At 36.4% G+C, this 15,935-nt stretch carries 16 protein-coding genes; 11 read left to right on the top strand and 5 right to left on the bottom strand.

All coding sequences use genetic code 11. The annotated features are described in order from the left end of the window. Positions 1-31 precede the first annotated feature (31 nt). Positions 32-1,333, bottom strand: a complete 1,302-nt coding sequence (locus tag JOC76_RS21960; RefSeq protein WP_205180905.1) for a NarK family nitrate/nitrite MFS transporter — start codon at positions 1,331-1,333, stop codon at positions 32-34. 164 nt (positions 1,334-1,497) lie between these two features. Then, positions 1,498-3,030 (bottom strand): nitrate/nitrite transporter, encoded by a 1,533-nt coding sequence (locus JOC76_RS21955; RefSeq protein ID WP_205180904.1) that lies wholly within the window; start codon positions 3,028-3,030, stop codon positions 1,498-1,500. Positions 3,031-3,310: 280 nt separating this feature from the next. Between JOC76_RS21955 and JOC76_RS21950 the strand changes: the two genes are divergently transcribed. Both JOC76_RS21950 and JOC76_RS21945 read left to right on the top strand, forming a co-directional pair. Continuing rightward, positions 3,311-4,468, top strand: coding sequence for an acyl-CoA dehydrogenase family protein (locus tag JOC76_RS21950; protein WP_205180954.1), 1,158 nt, complete (start codon positions 3,311-3,313; stop codon positions 4,466-4,468). A gap of 93 nt (positions 4,469-4,561) precedes the next feature. After that, the gene (locus tag JOC76_RS21945) at positions 4,562-4,723 is read left to right on the top strand and encodes a hypothetical protein (protein ID WP_205180903.1); all 162 of its coding nucleotides are present in this window, start codon (positions 4,562-4,564) and stop codon (positions 4,721-4,723) included. A 52-nt stretch (positions 4,724-4,775) separates the two neighbouring features. Here the strand turns inward: JOC76_RS21945 and JOC76_RS21940 are convergent, their stop codons facing one another. Together JOC76_RS21940 and JOC76_RS21935 are read right to left on the bottom strand one after the other, a co-directional pair. After that, positions 4,776-4,955 carry an H-type small acid-soluble spore protein gene (locus tag JOC76_RS21940; protein ID WP_205180902.1) on the bottom strand — a complete coding sequence of 60 codons (180 nt, stop codon included), beginning with the start codon at positions 4,953-4,955 and terminating at the stop codon, positions 4,776-4,778. Between the two features lie 78 nt (positions 4,956-5,033). After that, positions 5,034-5,222, bottom strand: coding sequence for a hypothetical protein (locus JOC76_RS21935; RefSeq protein ID WP_205180901.1), 189 nt, complete (start codon positions 5,220-5,222; stop codon positions 5,034-5,036). 520 nt (positions 5,223-5,742) lie between these two features. Here JOC76_RS21935 and ltaS point away from each other — a divergent pair. Then, positions 5,743-7,719: a lipoteichoic acid synthase gene (gene ltaS / locus JOC76_RS21930; RefSeq protein WP_205180900.1), complete on the top strand. Its 1,977-nt coding sequence runs from the start codon at positions 5,743-5,745 to the stop codon at positions 7,717-7,719. 120 nt (positions 7,720-7,839) lie between these two features. After that, complete coding sequence (locus tag JOC76_RS21925; RefSeq protein ID WP_205180899.1) at positions 7,840-8,358, top strand: HD domain-containing protein; 519 nt, start codon at positions 7,840-7,842, stop codon at positions 8,356-8,358. Positions 8,359-8,392: 34 nt separating this feature from the next. On the opposite strand, the gene JOC76_RS21920 is transcribed toward JOC76_RS21925, so the two are convergent. Continuing rightward, entirely contained in the window at positions 8,393-8,869 is a 477-nt protein-coding gene (locus JOC76_RS21920) for a hypothetical protein (protein WP_205180898.1), read from the bottom strand. Between the two features lie 261 nt (positions 8,870-9,130). Between JOC76_RS21920 and JOC76_RS30570 the strand changes: the two genes are divergently transcribed. The 7 genes from JOC76_RS30570 (at position 9,131) to JOC76_RS21890 (ending at position 15,927) form a co-directional block, all read left to right on the top strand. Further along, positions 9,131-9,259 carry a hypothetical protein gene (locus JOC76_RS30570; protein ID WP_275591396.1) on the top strand — a complete coding sequence of 43 codons (129 nt, stop codon included), beginning with the start codon at positions 9,131-9,133 and terminating at the stop codon, positions 9,257-9,259. A 211-nt stretch (positions 9,260-9,470) separates the two neighbouring features. Beyond that, positions 9,471-10,469: an ABC transporter substrate-binding protein gene (locus JOC76_RS21915; protein ID WP_205180897.1), complete on the top strand. Its 999-nt coding sequence runs from the start codon at positions 9,471-9,473 to the stop codon at positions 10,467-10,469. 125 nt (positions 10,470-10,594) lie between these two features. After that, complete coding sequence (locus JOC76_RS21910) at positions 10,595-11,614, top strand: ABC transporter permease (protein ID WP_205180896.1); 1,020 nt, start codon at positions 10,595-10,597, stop codon at positions 11,612-11,614. Beyond that, on the top strand, positions 11,589-12,383 hold the full coding sequence (locus JOC76_RS21905) for an ABC transporter ATP-binding protein (protein ID WP_205180895.1): 795 nt from the start codon (positions 11,589-11,591) through the stop codon (positions 12,381-12,383). Before JOC76_RS21910 ends, JOC76_RS21905 begins: the two co-directional genes overlap by 26 nt. Before the next feature lie 249 nt (positions 12,384-12,632). Continuing rightward, positions 12,633-13,748 (top strand): 4-hydroxyphenylpyruvate dioxygenase, encoded by a 1,116-nt coding sequence (hppD, locus tag JOC76_RS21900; protein WP_205180894.1) that lies wholly within the window; start codon positions 12,633-12,635, stop codon positions 13,746-13,748. A 95-nt stretch (positions 13,749-13,843) separates the two neighbouring features. Next, positions 13,844-14,761, top strand: coding sequence for a fumarylacetoacetate hydrolase family protein (locus tag JOC76_RS21895; RefSeq protein WP_205180953.1), 918 nt, complete (start codon positions 13,844-13,846; stop codon positions 14,759-14,761). Between the two features lie 14 nt (positions 14,762-14,775). Then, entirely contained in the window at positions 14,776-15,927 is a 1,152-nt protein-coding gene (locus JOC76_RS21890; protein WP_205180893.1) for a homogentisate 1,2-dioxygenase, read from the top strand. The last annotated feature ends 8 nt before the right edge of the window (positions 15,928-15,935 follow it).

The following is a 15,935-nucleotide window of genomic DNA, read 5'->3' as shown; positions in this document are numbered from 1 at the left end:
GTATAGGCAGTTTTTTTGGTGAATCTTGATATTAACTTGCTTGTTTGACCATTGTTTTTGCGACAGAAGTTTTTCTTTGATAAAAGAACCAGTTTAGAACGAAAGAGATGACATAAAAACCTATAAAGAAGTAGAAAGCCGTAACATATGTTCCTGTTGCGTTAATAGACCAGCCAAAAAGTTTTGGAATAAAGAATGAACCATATGCTGCGAAGGCAGCTGAGAATCCAATAACGGGTGCAGCTTCTTTTGGAATAAAGATGTTAGGAATCATTTGGAATGTTGACCCAGAACCAATGCCTGATGCTAGGAACAAAATTAAGAATGAGAATAAGAAGCCATAAAATTGTTTTCCATTTAAGAAGTAAATAACTCCAGCTGCTCCAATACCCATTACAATCAATACATAGGCAGTCACTTTTGCTCCACCTAATTTATCTGCCATCCAGCCTCCAACAGGTCTAGCTGCTGCTGCAACTAAAGCACCAAGGAAAGCAAGTGAAAGATGCTCTGGGAATTGTGACCTCAAAAGAAGCGGGAATGCCGCAGAGTATCCAATAAATGATCCAAATGTTGCTACATATAGAACAGTCATAATCCAAGTATGCTTACGCTTTACAATAACAAATTGATCTGCGAGGGATTGCTTTGCCCCTGGAACGTTATCCATTTTAAAGATGGCAAGAAGAGTCATAACGACAATGGGAATTACCCAAATAAAGGCTGCATTTTGTAACCACAATGTTTGACCAGATGCTAAAACTTGTTTACCGCCAACTAAAGCAAAAGTTCCTGAAGTTATTATTAATGGAGTAACAAATTGTACTACTGATACCCCCATATTACCTAAACCACCATTAATACCAAGAGCCGTACCTTTTTCTTTTTTCGGAAAAAAGAAGCTTATATTAGCTGATGATGATGAAAAGTTCCCCCCGCCAAGACCGCAAAGAGCCGCAAGTAATAACATGGCAGAATACGGTGTATCTGGGTTTTGAACAGCAAACCCAATTCCTACAGCTGGGATGGCAAGGATAGCAGTAGAGATAGCTGTCCAGTTCTTACCTCCAAAAAATCCTACTGCAAAAGTATAAATAAAACGAAGTGTGGCACCTACAAGTCCAGGAATAGCTGCAAGTGTTAGTAATTGTTCCTCTGAAAAATGGAAGCCAACATCGTTGAGTCTTACGGCTACGACTGACCAAATTTGCCAAACAATAAAGGCCAACATAAGTGATGGGACGGAGATCCATAAATTCCTACGGGCGTGTTTTTTTCCCTCAGCTTTCCAAAATTTTTCGTCTTCTGGGTTCCAATAATTAATTCGGGCCATGTGTTTTTCCCCCTAATAGTTTTTCAATAGCTTTGTGCTTCTTGTTGTTATAAATATAAGCTAGATGCTAATCTCATTTTTGTGACGTACGTCACAAAAATAGTGAAGGAAATGTGAACACATTCTGTTAGACAAAAAGTTGTAAAAATTAAATAAAAAAATCCTCAATTTTGAGGATTTCCGGTAAATATATTATTTTTTTTGTCCTTTTCATTCACTTCGTAAAAGATTCCAACATAATTTTTAACTTCTCCGGCATCATCTTTAATGGCGGTAATTGTTAACCATTCTTTATAAATTTCATTGTTTTTGCGCTTATTCCAAATGAATCCTTCCCAATACCCATTGTTTAGCAAACTAGCCCACATATTTTTATAAAAATTGTTGTCATGTTCGCCATATTGAAGAACACTAGGGGTTTTACCAATCACCTCTTGCAATTCATAACCAGTAATTCTTGAAAAGGCAGGGTTAACATTTTGTATGCTTCCATTAACATCTGTAATACAAATACCATCAATCGTATGGTTAACAATTTTTCGAGAAATTTCCAGTTTTTCTTGGTAAAATAACCAAATTACAATTACAAAACTTACTAAAGAAAATTCGGATAAAGACATAAAGCCAATTGCATAGTGTCCAGTCCAATTAAAGAGGATGGTTAGAATAAGTGGAGGAAAAAAACCACCAAGGCCACCTATCGCTGAAACAATCCCATTAACAATTCCTGCTTGCTTTGAAAAATATAATGGTACTAACTTGAAAATCGTACCATTACCCAGTCCTGCAAAAAAGGCAACTAATAAACATCCAAACGAGTAAATAGGTAATGAAGGTGTAAATGATAATAAAAATCCTGCAAAAGTTAAGCTGAAAAAAACAGCCATAAGAATTAAAAATGGATTCATTTTATCGCTTAACCAGCCGCCAACTGGTCGAAAAAAGGTTGCAAGAGCAATAAATCCAGCTGTTCTTATTCCTGCATCAATTTTATCTAATTCAAATTGGGTAACTAAGAAGGAAGGCAAATAAATTGTAAAAGCCACAAATGATCCAAAGGTAATAAAATAAAAAAGGCTTAAAATCCAAAGTTTAGGTTTTTTATAAACGCCTTTTATTTGCTCTGGTAAGGTATGATTTATTTTAGTTTCTTTTTTGTCACCCAATAAAAGATTTATGATAACAAATAGTATTACCAATAGTAAATAGCCCCTTACTGTATTTCTCCAACCAACTGTATTAGCGATTACAGGGGCCAAAAAAGACGTAATGGCTGTACCGATATTTCCGGCTCCATAAATTCCGTTAATTAAACCGTGCTTGGTTTTATCATAATATTTTGGTAAAGAAGTAACACCCACTGAAAAAATGGCACCTCCTAAACCAAGCAAAAACCCACCTATAATCAGCATTGAAAAAGTATTAGCGTAACTAATAATCATAATAGGTAAGAATAGAATGATAAGACTTAAACTAAATAAGACTCTTGCTCCATATTTGTTGGTCCAATAACCTATGGGAACCCTTAAAATGGAGCCAAGAATAACAGGAACAGCTGTTGCCCATGCAATTTCAGTTGAAGTTAAATGAAAATCTTCCTTAATAAATGGCATTAGTGAAGAAATAATTACCCAAATCATAAACCCTACGACCAGACTTCCAGTTTGGATATATAATTGTTTTGTAGCTAGTTTCATTTTCATCCCCCTGTTGAGAGTTCCGTCATCGTATTTCATTAGTCAGAACTGCCTTGGATTACTTTTTGATTATAAAACACAATGATAAAGAATACTGTGAGGTTCGACACTTCAAAGAAATATAATTATATACTTTAAATTTAATAGTACATTTTCCTTTAAGATACCTTTTACCATTTCCATATTAAAAAGGTAGTATAAGCTTGATTTATCGTCTCCTATTGGAAGGATGTGATAAAATTAGAATCAACAATAGGGTAAATTGACTGGAGTGAATATAATGAACTTCTCACAAATCGATTCGATTGAAGAAAGACTAAAATTGATGAAATCCCTTTCACGTACATTTTCATTAAGGGCCCATCAAGTCGATATAGAAGGATCCTTTCCTTTTGCAAATATTAATGATTTGAAAACGACAGGTTATACTACATTAACTATACCTGCCAAATATGGAGGACAGGGGATTTCCTTATATGAATTAGTCCGCCTTCAAGAAATGATTGCGGAAGGTGACGGTGCTACAGCGCTTTCGATTGGCTGGCATATGGGGATCATCATGAATCTCCATGAGAAAAATTTATGGAATGATTCTATATTTAAGTTTTTGTGTGAAAAGGTAAACAATGGTAGTTTGATAAATAGTGCGCAGACAGAGCCTAAAACTGGGAGCCCAACACGAGGAGGAAGACCCGAAACCACTGCATTCAAAGAAGGTCAAGGCTGGGTGATTAATGGAAGGAAAACCTTTACAACGATGGCTCCTGTATTGGATTTTTTTATTGTCAATGCAACTATTAATGAAACCAATGAAATAGCTAATTTTTTGATCCCAAGAGAAACAAAGGGGATAATAATAGAAGAAACGTGGGATAGTATCGCATTAAGAGGAACAGGTAGTCATGATTTAATACTTCAAAATGTTATTGTTCCTGAAGCATATCTTGTTGAACGACCTAATGCTAAAAATAGAAAGGCTAATGGCTGGCTCCTTCATATCCCTGCTTGCTATTTGGGAATTTCTAAGGCAGCACAAAGATATGCGATAAAATTTGCGATGAATTATTCACCAAACAGTATAAATGGCACTATTATTGATCTGCCAAACGTAAGGCAAAAAATCGGTGAAATGGAATTAAAATTGATGCAAGCGGAGTCTTTCTTATATTCTGTTGCAAAACAATGGGATGCGGCTGGGGAACAGGAGCGGGAAAAAATGTTACCAGCTTTAGGGGCCGTTAAATTAACCATTACAAATGCTGCTATCGAAATTGTAGACTTGGCAATGAGAATTGTAGGAGCAAAAAGCTTATCGATCCAGAATCCACTTCAACGATATTATCGTGATGTAAGGGCAGGATTGCACAATCCACCAATGGATGATATGACGATGGAGCTTTTGGCAAAGGAAAGTATTTTTAACTACCATAATGAATAATACCTCTTTCACAAGGTTAAACCTCAATACTTGAAAAGACCCGCGTTAATTATAGAACTTAATGGGTATGTTAAGGAAAAGGAGTGAGGAAGTATGCCAAGAGGTAAAGAATTAGAGCAGCTGCCAATGGCTAATATTGCACCTGGAGCTGGTAAAGATGCTAGTAAATATAATAGGGAAGTACTTGGTGGAATTGTTCAAAAAGAACAGCCCCAGCCAGGTGAGATTGAAAAAGAAAACGAAGATATGGTTTAAAGTTTCTAATAAAAATAAATACCATCTTTTCATTGAAAAGATGGTATTTATTTTACTCTTCATTTAATTCATTGATTTCTACTATAGAATGTTCCTCAAGGGGTCCACGTAGATGAACAGTAGCTGTTCTTCCATCCTCATTTAACTGATCAATCCATACAGATGTACCATTATATTTAACTTCAATATCCGCAGAAGAAGACAAAATTTGCTTAACTCTGTTAACATCCATTTTTTTTCACTCCTGTTCAAATATTAGGTTTTAAGAAAGGTTTACAAAGATATTGTAACCGTTTTCCTCCGTTATATATTAGTGCGTTGAATAAATATCAATCTGATTACCGTTAATTGTTCCCTCTTCATTTAAATCTTCTAGGCTTTGAAGGTAATTTTCCAGCTCTATTTGCATTTGCCTCGGAGCTCCATCTTTTAGATGCCAATTTCCTGGTTCATCAACAAAATACGGACTTTTTGTAAACTCCGGCCTTATTCGGGGCATAAGAACACTCCTTTTTTTGGTTGAAAAGTTATCACCTATTAATAATAGTTACGACTTAAGTAAAGGTTTGTTCCTTAAATCGTACTTATGCTTACCAATTATTATATAATTATTCAGCATTCAATTCGTTAAAGATAAGTCTATATTCATATTGCAAACCTTGTTCGTTCAGGTTTATGATTGTTGAAATAAATATAGTGCCCTTAAAAAAGAATATGTATTTATATAAAATAAATAAAATGGATGAAACCAACCAATCACTTCTATCGTCATATATATTTGAGGAATGAAACAGTCATGTCCTACAAATAAGTGACATAAATATAAGACAAGAAAAGAACCATTTGACTGTGTATAGGTGTTGTCGAATTTTGTGTAATAATTAAGTAAAATGTCATATGGTTTTTGTATTATCATACATAAATTGCCATATATTATGTTTTTCTTTTTAAGAAAGTGTGTTATAGTAATTGAGGTTCGTTTACCGGTGCTTAATGGTAAGTGAGAGGAGAATTATGTAATGACAAAAATTAGACTACCTAAAAAAATAAAAAATAGCCATATTTCATTCTTTGTAACTGCTGTTTTATTATTCTGGATCAAAACATATGCTGCCTACCAAATTGAATTTAATTTAGGAATCGATAATAATCTTCAGAAGTTTTTGCTGTTGATAAACCCTTTGAGTTCAGCGCTATTCTTTCTTGGTTTAGCACTTCTCTTTAAAAAGCGGTCAAAGCTTGTCATGATTATTATCAATTTCATTTTATCATTTTTATTGTATGCGAATATTGCGTATTACCGTTTCTTTAATGACTTTATCACTGTACCAGTAATAATGCAGACAAAAACAAATGGTGGACAATTGGGGGATAGTGCACTTTCTTTAATTTCTCCATTGGACATTTTTTATTTTCTTGATACGTTGATTCTTATTGTATTGGCACTGACGGTGTTTAAAAAAGTGACGGTAACGAATAGAAAATCATTTAAAATTGTTCTATTGTTTGCCATTACTACTTTTCTTTTTAACCTTGGATTAGCAGAAAAGGACCGTCCCCAATTATTAACACGTTCATTTGACCGCAATTATTTAGTTAAATACCTTGGTGCTTATAATTTTACTATTTATGATGTAATTCAAAATATTAAATCTTCTAGTCAGCGGGCACTTGCAGACAGTAGTGATATTACTGATGTAGAGAACTATCGGAAAGCAAACTATGCTGCTCCAAATCCAATTTATTTTGCTAAGGCAAAAGGAATGAATGTGCTTTATATCTCAATGGAATCATTCCAAAGCTTTATGATTGATTATAAGATGCCCAACGGACAAGAGGTCACTCCATTCTTAAACTCACTGGCACATGATGGTAATACTTTCTATTTTAATAATTTCTACCACCAAACAGGGCAGGGGAAAACATCTGATGCTGAATTCCTAATGGAAAATTCTCTATATCCAATGGCACAAGGAGCTGTTTTTGTTAATAAGGCACAAAATACTTATCAAGCTATGCCTGCTATCCTAAAAGGACAAGGATATAGTTCAGCAGTCTTCCACGGAAATTATAAAACTTTCTGGAATAGAAACGTGATCTATAAAGCTTTTGGATATGATCAGTTCTACGATGCAGAATACTATAACATGTCAGACGAAAATACCAAAAACTATGGAATGAAGGATAAGCCATTTTTTAAAGAATCAATTCCAATGCTTGAAAGTTTAAAACAGCCATTCTATACAAAATTTATTTCCCTATCAAATCACTTTCCATTTGAAATGGATCCACAGGATACTGATTTTCCTGCTGGTGATTACGGTGATTCAGTCGTTAACCAATACTTCCAATCTGCACACTATATGGACCAAGCACTTGAACAGTTCATTAATGATTTAAAAGCAGATGGATTGTATGATAAAACGGTAATTGTAATGTATGGTGACCATTATGGTATTTCAGAAAACCATAATGAAGCAATGGCAAAAGTATTGGGTGTAGATGAAATCACGCCGGCTATTAACGCGAAATTACAGCGGGTACCTTTATTTATCCATGTACCGGGTGTAAAAGGTGGAGTTCAGCATCAAATTGGCGGGGAAGTCGATGTTCGTCCAACTGTACTACATCTATTAGGTATTGATACGAAGGATTATATGGAATTTGGTTCAGACTTATTGTCTAAAGATCACCGTAATTGGGCGGCATTCAGAAATGGTGACTTTGTTTCAACCGATGGCATTCAGCTTAATGATAAATGCTACTCTTATGATACAACAGAATTATTAACGGATAATACTGCTTGTAAGAACATAGATGAAAAGGTTAAAGCGGAATTACAGATGTCCGATGAAATTGTGTATAAAGACTTATTAAGATTCTATAAGCCAGAAGGGTTTAAGGCGATTAATCCTAATGACTATGAATACTTAGGACCTAAGGGAAAAACAACCACAACAAAAACAACCACAACCACAACAACTGAAAGTAATTAAAAGAGGGGGACTAGTCCTCCTCTTTTTATGTTCCGGCTTTAAATAAATTATTAGCCATTTAGGACATGTTAGCATATAATAATTGAAATACATTTATCAACACGTTAGGAGTGGAATCGCATGAGAGACGTAAGCTTATTGGATATATTTGAACATCGGATTGCCCAAAAGTACTTAAACCGTTCAGGACTTGCCCATGCGATTGCGGTAGCATATCATGCTTTTCATTTAAGTAAAGAACACCAGCTTGATGTGGATATTGCTGCGAAGGCAGGGCTGCTACATGATATGGGACACTATACATGGTATAAGAACGGTAAATGGGATTATGATCTATACAAGCAAAATGATATACATCCGATAAAAGGGGCTGAACGGGCACATAAGCTTTTAATCCGCCTCGGGGAAAATCCAATAAAAGCCAAGACCATAGCGCTTGCCATTCTTTTTCATACCGACTCTTTTTTGCCTTCGAATGATATTGTAAGGACTCCCTTACAGCAGGTCGTCAAATGGGCTGATGAAAAGGATGAAGAAGAAGGTGGGATGCACCATTATCGCACGATTGAATATGACCGTGCGAAAGAAAGTGTTATTCGCTTAGACAGTTTAATTGACAAAGAATACATGAACCAATAGTAAAAGCTGTGCACATGTGCACAGCTTTTGCTGATTATTTTTGTTTAAAGCTTTCTTCACGCAAGAAATCTTGGGCTTCCTCGTATGTATCAAAGGTTGCATCTAGATTTAAGCCGAAATAAATATTCCAAGATTCATTTTCATTGATTAAAATGAGAACATTGCCTTCATCGTCAACCCAGCGCTCTTCGTCTAAATCTCCAATAATTGCTTGATCATTTGTTGTATGCTCTTTTGGCAATAATTCACTAATTGATTCAGTAAGGATTGTCTGAAGTTGTTCGGCTGAAAAGTCACGGATATTTACCATCCCTTTTTCATCTGTGTCATAATGAGCTAAATCACCGGCATAAACAAAGCCATTCCCATTGGGATGAAGGTGATAAACAATATTTTTTTTATCAGAGATACTGTTTGGCAGTTGAAAATTGACACGTTTTAGTGAAACATCTTTTCTCTCTAATTCCGGAAAAGATTCAATAATGGCTAGTTTTTCGTTAAATGTAAGCATACAATACTCCTTTGTATAAACAAATATTCTTCTATCATACAGATATTTTTCCCAAAGGTAAATCTGAATATAGTTGAAAAGAGAAAGTATGTGAAAAAAGGGTGATATGTTGAAATATTTTTTCGGTAAAATGAGAGATAGAATGCTGTGAAAGGATGAAATTTAATTAATAAATATTTTGAAAAGAACCCCCATGAATTCCATAGAGTACTCGAATAGTTTAGTAGAAATTCATTGAAAAAACTTCTATGGAGGTTAGAGATGGGAACCAAATTAATAGATATTGATAAACTGCTAGAAGCTACTTCAGATCTAACATCTGAGAAAAATAATAATAAAGTGAAAAAAGTCGAGATTGATCAACTACTTGAAAATACACGTAATTGGTAATTCATACACGGTGAAAACATTTAAATTATTATTCATGAGCGAATGCCTCCTATTAATTTAGGAGGCATTTTCTTTTTATACCACCAAATTCAAAAATATTTTTATATAAAAATATTTTTGGATTTTCTATTGCATAAAAGTAAAAAAGATACTAGAATAATAATAATTTTTAATATATAAAAAATTATTTGAAAATTGGGGGAGCTTGCTCATGAAAAGAAAGGTAAAAGCAGTTTCTGTCGCCTTAGCGGGAATGTTATTGTTAGCTGGATGCGGCAGTAAGGAGTCTTCAGGAAGTACAGAAAAGACAGGAACTGAAAAGGAATATAAGGTCGGCATTAGTCAGTTTGCCCCGCATCCATCATTAGATGCTGCAACTAATGGTTTTAAAAAGGCTTTAGAGGATAAAGGACTAAAAGTAAGTTATGATGAGCAAAATGCTCAGGCAGATATGAATAATACACAAACAATTGCAAACAATTTCGTCGGGGATAAAGTAGATTTGATTTTTGCTAATGCTACTCCAAGTGCAACGGCTGCTCTAAATGCTACCAAAGACATTCCAATTGTTTTTACATCTGTAACAGACCCAGTGGGTGCAGGTTTAGTAAAATCGTTTGATAAACCTGGTCAAAACATTACAGGGACAACCGATAATCATCCGGATGCTACGAAGAAAACGATTAGTTTTATTACAGATGAAGTGAAGGCTAAAAAAGTAGGTGTTATTTATAATTCCGGTGAGCAAAATTCAGAGGTCCAAGTAAAACAAGTGAAAAAATTACTAGAAGAAAAAGGTGCTAAACTAGTTGATGTTTCAGTTGCGAATACATCAGAAGTTAAACAGGCTGCGGAATCTTTAGCAGGACGTGTGGATGCGATTTATATTCCTACTGATAATACGGTTGTTACAGCACTTGATGCCGTTATTGCTGTGGCAAATAACAAGAAAATTCCTCTTTTCGTGGGTGAACTTGATTCAATGAAAAAAGGCGCAGTAGCCGCTAGTGGTTTTAGTTACTTTGACCTAGGTTATCAATCAGGATTAATGGCTACAGACATTTTAACAGGCAAAAAGAAACCATCCGAAATTCCAGTAGAGCTTCCAAAAGGCTTAAAATTAGTCATTAATAAGAAGGCAGCTGAAGCTCAAGGCTTAAAAGTGAAAGATGAGTGGAGTAAACTCGGCGAATTTTACGACGGAAAATAATCTATAGCTACTTTTTTCAAGGAGGGAACCTTTTTGAGGTTATCTCCTTGATTCATGCATAAGCATAAACAATCGCTTAATAAATAATCATTTTCGAAATAGGATTTAAAGAAAGGATGGTCTCAATGTTTACAGCCATTTTTGGATCTTTTGAAGCAGGAATCATTTATGCGATTATGGCACTGGGCGTCTATCTTTCCTTTCGTATTCTCGATTTCCCAGATTTAACGGTGGATGGGAGTTTTGTTACTGGCGCTGCTATTTCGGCAGTGCTGATAGCAAATGGAGTAAACCCATTTGCAGCTACAATTGCCGCCTTATTCGCAGGATTTGCTGCTGGCTGTATGACTGGGCTTCTTCATACGTTTGGAAAAATTAATAATTTACTATCTGGTATTTTAATGATGATAGCGCTATATTCAATTAATTTACGAATTATGGGTCGTTCAAATATCCCTTTATTAAATACAGATACATCTTTTACAAAAATAGGTGATGTATTTGAAAAATGGGGAATTGATTCTTTTCTGAATCACATTTTAACAGTGCTTGGTTTAGGTGACAGCCTTCCGGAAACATGGGGAATCTTAATTTTTATGATCATTGTAACTTTCGTCATTAAGTTTCTTACAGACCTGTTCTTACAAACGGAAATTGGTCTAGCTATTAGAGCTACCGGTGACAATAGAAGAATGATTCGTAGCCTTTCTGCTAATACCAACATTCTGGTTGTCCTAGGACTTGGTCTTTCCAATGCCTTAGTTGCATTTTCAGGGGCACTTATTGCCCAACAGGGTGGTTTCGCAGATGTTGGAATGGGAATTGGCATGATCGTAATTGGCCTAGCCTCTGTTATTATTGGTGAGGCACTCTTTGGAACCAAAACGATTGCCAGGACAACTCTGGCGGTTATTGGGGGATCGATTATCTACCGAATCGTCGTCACGTTAGCATTACGGGCCGAATTTATGAGTCCGGGAGATATGAAATTAATTACCGCTATTATTGTAATTATTGCCTTAACGGCACCTAAGATCATTGATGCATCAAAAGAGAAAAAACGTAAAGCTCGAAGGAAGGCAGAGCGAATGAACCTTGCTCAAGGGAAGGGGGACAATCATGCTGCACTTAAATCAAATTCATAAGATTTTTAATGAGGGTACACCTGATGAGAAGATAGCCATTGACCATGTCAACCTTGCTCTTAAACCAGGGGATTTTGTTACTGTTATAGGGAGTAACGGTGCAGGGAAATCCACGTTAATGAACATCATTTCAGGGGTTTTAATTCCAGATGTTGGTGAAGTCCATATTGCCGGCAAAAATGTGACGAACATGTCGGAGTATAATCGTTCAAGAATGATAGGACGTGTTTTTCAGGATCCGATGGCAGGAACTGCTCCAAGTATGACCATCGAAGAAAATCTCGCGATGGCTTATTCACGTAATAAAACAAGAACATTGCGAAAAGGCGTAACCAAAAAGAGAAGAGATTATTTTCGTGAAGTACTTGAATCCCTCCATCTAGGCTTAGAAAACCGTCTTAGTGCTAAAGTAGGATTATTGTCTGGAGGGGAACGGCAGGCACTGTCTTTATTAATGGCAACCTTTACCGAACCTTCTATCCTTTTATTAGATGAACATACTGCGGCACTCGATCCTTCCCGTGCAGAGCTTATTACGAATTTAACAAAGGAAATTGTCGCTAAATATAATCTAACCACCTTAATGGTTACGCATAATATGCAGCAAGCGATTGACCTAGGAAATCGATTAATCATGATGGATAAGGGACAGATCATACTAGAGGTTAATGAAGAGGAAAAACAAAAGCTGACCATTGAAAGCTTGTTAAGTGAATTTAGACGAATTCGCGGTGTTCAAATGGCAAGTGATCGAGCTATCCTAGGGTAGAAAAAAAGTTTTTTACATTTTTAGACAATGAGTTAAAAATGTAAAATTATTTCCTGTAAATTTTTTACATCGAAAACATACCATACTAAGGTGTGTTTTTTTTTTATTCGGGAAATAGAATGGTGCTAAAGGTTTACACTTTACTACCTAAAAGCGGTATTGCTTTACTTTTCACTCTTGAGGGGACAAAATCCCTTCATTTAATATTAATTCAGAATGTGGTAGTTGAATTAAAATGGAGGGAATTGGATGAGAGACAAGAGAATAAGAGCAGACCAGCTGGTAAATGATTTTTTTCCGGTGCGGGATGTGGACTACATTGAAATCTATACCGGAAATGCCAAACAAGCCTGTCACTTTTTCTGTTCCGCTTACGGTTTTAAACCCGTAGCCTATTCGGGTCTTGAAACAGGCAATCGTGAAAACGCTTCCTACTGTGTGGAACAGCGAAATATCAGAATTGTACTAACGGGATCCTATACTGAAGATAATAGTGTTGCGCAATTTGTTAAGCGACATGGAGATGGTGTAAAGGATATTGCCTTATTAGTAGATAACGTGGAAAAAGCCTATGAGGAAGCTATTAAGAGAGGAGCCATAGCACTGGTTCCTCCATATGAAATGAAGGATGCCTTCGGGGGTGTAAAAAAGGCAGTTCTCGGTACATATGGAGACACCATCCATACGATTATTGAACGGAAGAATTATAAAGGAGCATTTTTACCAGGCTTTGAGCCGTTTACATCTGAATTGGCAATTGAAGATGCAGGATTAATAGGAATCGATCATGTGGTTGGTAATGTAGAAAGGATGGAGGAATGGGTAGAGTATTATTCCAAAGTCATGGGTTTTATCGAAATGAAACATTTCTCAGATAAAGATATTACGACTGAGTACTCTGCCCTAATGTCTAAGGTAATGCATAATGGGGGTAGAATTAAATTCCCTATTAATGAACCAGCTGAAGGGAAAAGAAAATCACAGATCCAAGAATTTCTGGAATTCTACAAGGGTCCAGGTGTGCAGCATTTGGCCATTTTAACTGAAGATATTGTGTCGACGGTAACCATCTTGAAAAAGAATGGGGTGGAATTTTTGAAAACCCCTGATACGTATTATGAGTCATTGGCAGAAAGGATAGGAAAAATAGATGAGAAAATGGAAAAGCTTCGTGAACTTAATATATTAGTAGACCGTGATGATGAAGGGTATTTATTGCAAATTTTCACCAAACCAATCGTGGATCGGCCAACATTGTTTATTGAGATTATTCAACGTAAAGGGGCACGAGGCTTTGGTGAAGGAAACTTTAAAGCACTTTTTGAATCAATTGAACGTGAGCAGGAAAGACGAGGTAATTTATAACTTAGTAGAGCAATAGAGAATGTTTTAATTGGGAGTCTAAACGGTCAAAAAGGGAGAAAAATGGATGGATTAAAACCATAGAAAAGGTGAGCATTTTGAGGTTTATTACCTTTGAAAAAAAAGATAGCCGGTTATGTGCGGGATGGTTATTAGATGAGGATCATGTCATAGATATGTTTGAAGTTTCCGAAGGTAAGCTTCCAAATAATCTGTTAACATTTCTTAAATCTTGTGATGAATATATGGAACAAGTGCGGAGATACTCCCTCAAACCTGGTCAAAAAGGAGTGTATCCGATAAGTGAAATTCGTTTGAAAGCCCCCCTGCCAAATCCAAGAAGTTTTCGTGATTTTTATGCTTTCGAACAACATGTGAGGGCCGCGCGGGAAAGGCGGGGACTTGCCATCATTCCAGAATGGTATAAGATGCCAGTTTTTTATTTTTCCAATCATCTTGCGATTAGCGGACCAGGAGACCCAATTCAAAGACCCAAAAATTGTGATTGGCTGGATTATGAATTGGAAATTGCCTGTATTATTGGAAAGGAAGGCAGGGATATTCCAGCAGAAGAAGCGGATAATTATATTTTTGGATACTGTATTTTAAATGATTGGAGTGCGAGAGACCTGCAGAGAGAAGAAATGAAGATTGGTTTAGGGCCGGCAAAGGGGAAGGATTTCTCCACAACAATCGGTCCGTGGATTGTAACCAAAGACGAATTAGCCCCATTTAAACAAGATAAAGGATTCAATCTTTCGATGAGGGCACGTGTAAACGGGATTTTATTATCAGAGGGGAATATGAAGGATATCTATTATTCCTTTGGAGAAATGATTGCAAGGGCCTCACAGGGCGTTACCCTTTATCCAGGTGAAATTCTTGGTTCCGGAACCGTAGGAACAGGATGTATCCTAGAACATGGTCCTGAGGTATATCGCTGGCTTGAACCAGGAGATATAATAGAACTTGAGATTGAAAAACTAGGTATTCTTAGAAATACAGTGATTGATTAAAATGAGGTGTTAGGATGTATTACCGGCAAATGGGAGAGATTCCTCATAAGCGACACACCATGTTTAAAAAATCCGATGGGAGCTTATATCGAGAACAGGTGATGGGAACCCGAGGGTTCTCCGGAACACAGTCCATTTTATATCACTACTATATGCCGACAGAAGTAGTTAAAACGGAAATCGTTTGCAGTTGTTTGCCGGTATATGAGGAACAGCAGGCATTAAAACACCGACACATCTATACAAATAAAGTCAATCTAGAGGGAGATGCTTTAAACGGTAGAAATTATTTATTGGGTAATCAGGATTTACTTATCGGGACAGCTAATGTGTCAGAACCGATGAAAAGTTTTTACCGAAATAGTGATGGGGATGAATTACTTTTCATTCATTATGGGTCTGGTAAACTGGAGACGATGTTTGGTACCATCTCTTATCGTGAAGGTGACTACTTGATTATACCGATTGGGACGATATTTCGATTGATCCCGAATGAACAGACTATAACAAAATTGCTGTTTATTGAATCGTTTAGTCAGATTACAACACCCAGGCGCTATCGAAATGAATATGGGCAGCTCTTGGAACATAGCCCCTTCTGTGAGCGGGATATTCGAGGCCCTGAGACCTTGGTAACAATTGAACAAAAAGGGGAATTTGAAATTTTAACTAAGTCACGTGGCATCCTCACATCTCATATTCTTGGTCATCATCCATTTGATGTTGTGGGCTGGGATGGGTACTTGTATCCTTGGGCATTTAATATTGAAGATTTTGAGCCAATTACAGGCAGGGTCCATCAGCCGCCGCCAGTTCACCAAACATTTGAAGGGCAACATTTTGTTATATGCTCATTCGTACCGCGACTATTTGATTATCACCCGGAAGCGATTCCCGCGCCATATTACCATAGTAATGTAAATAGTGATGAGCTCATTTATTATGTAAAAGGTAATTTTATGAGTCGCAGGGGTGTACAAGAGGGTTCGATTACACTCCATCCAGGTGGAATTCCGCACGGTCCGCACCCTGGGAAAGTAGAAGCGAGTATTGGGAAAAAAGAAACATTAGAACTTGCCGTTATGATCGACACCTTTCATCCGTTAAAAATGGTAAAGTCAGTGGATACGATTGAAGATCCTGCCTATATGTATTCTTGGATATAAATAGATGA

The organism is Neobacillus cucumis, assembly GCF_016908975.1.
GTDB lineage: Bacteria > Bacillota > Bacilli > Bacillales > Cytobacillaceae > Neobacillus > Neobacillus cucumis.
Note: the sequence above shows the minus strand (reverse complement) of the source record. Positions and strands in the feature narration are given on the sequence as shown.

Coding starts and splice junctions, on each gene's coding strand:
- hppD (WP_205180894.1), top strand. CDS start 12,633: ATGAGAGACAAGAGAATAAGAGCAGACCAGCTGGTAAATGATTTTTTT.
- JOC76_RS21950 (WP_205180954.1), top strand. CDS start 3,311: ATGAACTTCTCACAAATCGATTCGATTGAAGAAAGACTAAAATTGATG.
- JOC76_RS21960 (WP_205180905.1), bottom strand. CDS start 1,333: ATGGCCCGAATTAATTATTGGAACCCAGAAGACGAAAAATTTTGGAAA.
- JOC76_RS21945 (WP_205180903.1), top strand. CDS start 4,562: ATGCCAAGAGGTAAAGAATTAGAGCAGCTGCCAATGGCTAATATTGCA.
- JOC76_RS21910 (WP_205180896.1), top strand. CDS start 10,595: ATGTTTACAGCCATTTTTGGATCTTTTGAAGCAGGAATCATTTATGCG.
- JOC76_RS21920 (WP_205180898.1), bottom strand. CDS start 8,869: ATGCTTACATTTAACGAAAAACTAGCCATTATTGAATCTTTTCCGGAA.
- JOC76_RS21905 (WP_205180895.1), top strand. CDS start 11,589: ATGCTGCACTTAAATCAAATTCATAAGATTTTTAATGAGGGTACACCT.
- JOC76_RS21955 (WP_205180904.1), bottom strand. CDS start 3,030: ATGAAACTAGCTACAAAACAATTATATATCCAAACTGGAAGTCTGGTC.
- JOC76_RS30570 (WP_275591396.1), top strand. CDS start 9,131: ATGGGAACCAAATTAATAGATATTGATAAACTGCTAGAAGCTACTTCA.
- JOC76_RS21940 (WP_205180902.1), bottom strand. CDS start 4,955: ATGGATGTTAACAGAGTTAAGCAAATTTTGTCTTCTTCTGCGGATATT.
- JOC76_RS21935 (WP_205180901.1), bottom strand. CDS start 5,222: ATGCCCCGAATAAGGCCGGAGTTTACAAAAAGTCCGTATTTTGTTGAT.
- JOC76_RS21890 (WP_205180893.1), top strand. CDS start 14,776: ATGTATTACCGGCAAATGGGAGAGATTCCTCATAAGCGACACACCATG.
- ltaS (WP_205180900.1), top strand. CDS start 5,743: ATGACAAAAATTAGACTACCTAAAAAAATAAAAAATAGCCATATTTCA.
- JOC76_RS21925 (WP_205180899.1), top strand. CDS start 7,840: ATGAGAGACGTAAGCTTATTGGATATATTTGAACATCGGATTGCCCAA.
- JOC76_RS21915 (WP_205180897.1), top strand. CDS start 9,471: ATGAAAAGAAAGGTAAAAGCAGTTTCTGTCGCCTTAGCGGGAATGTTA.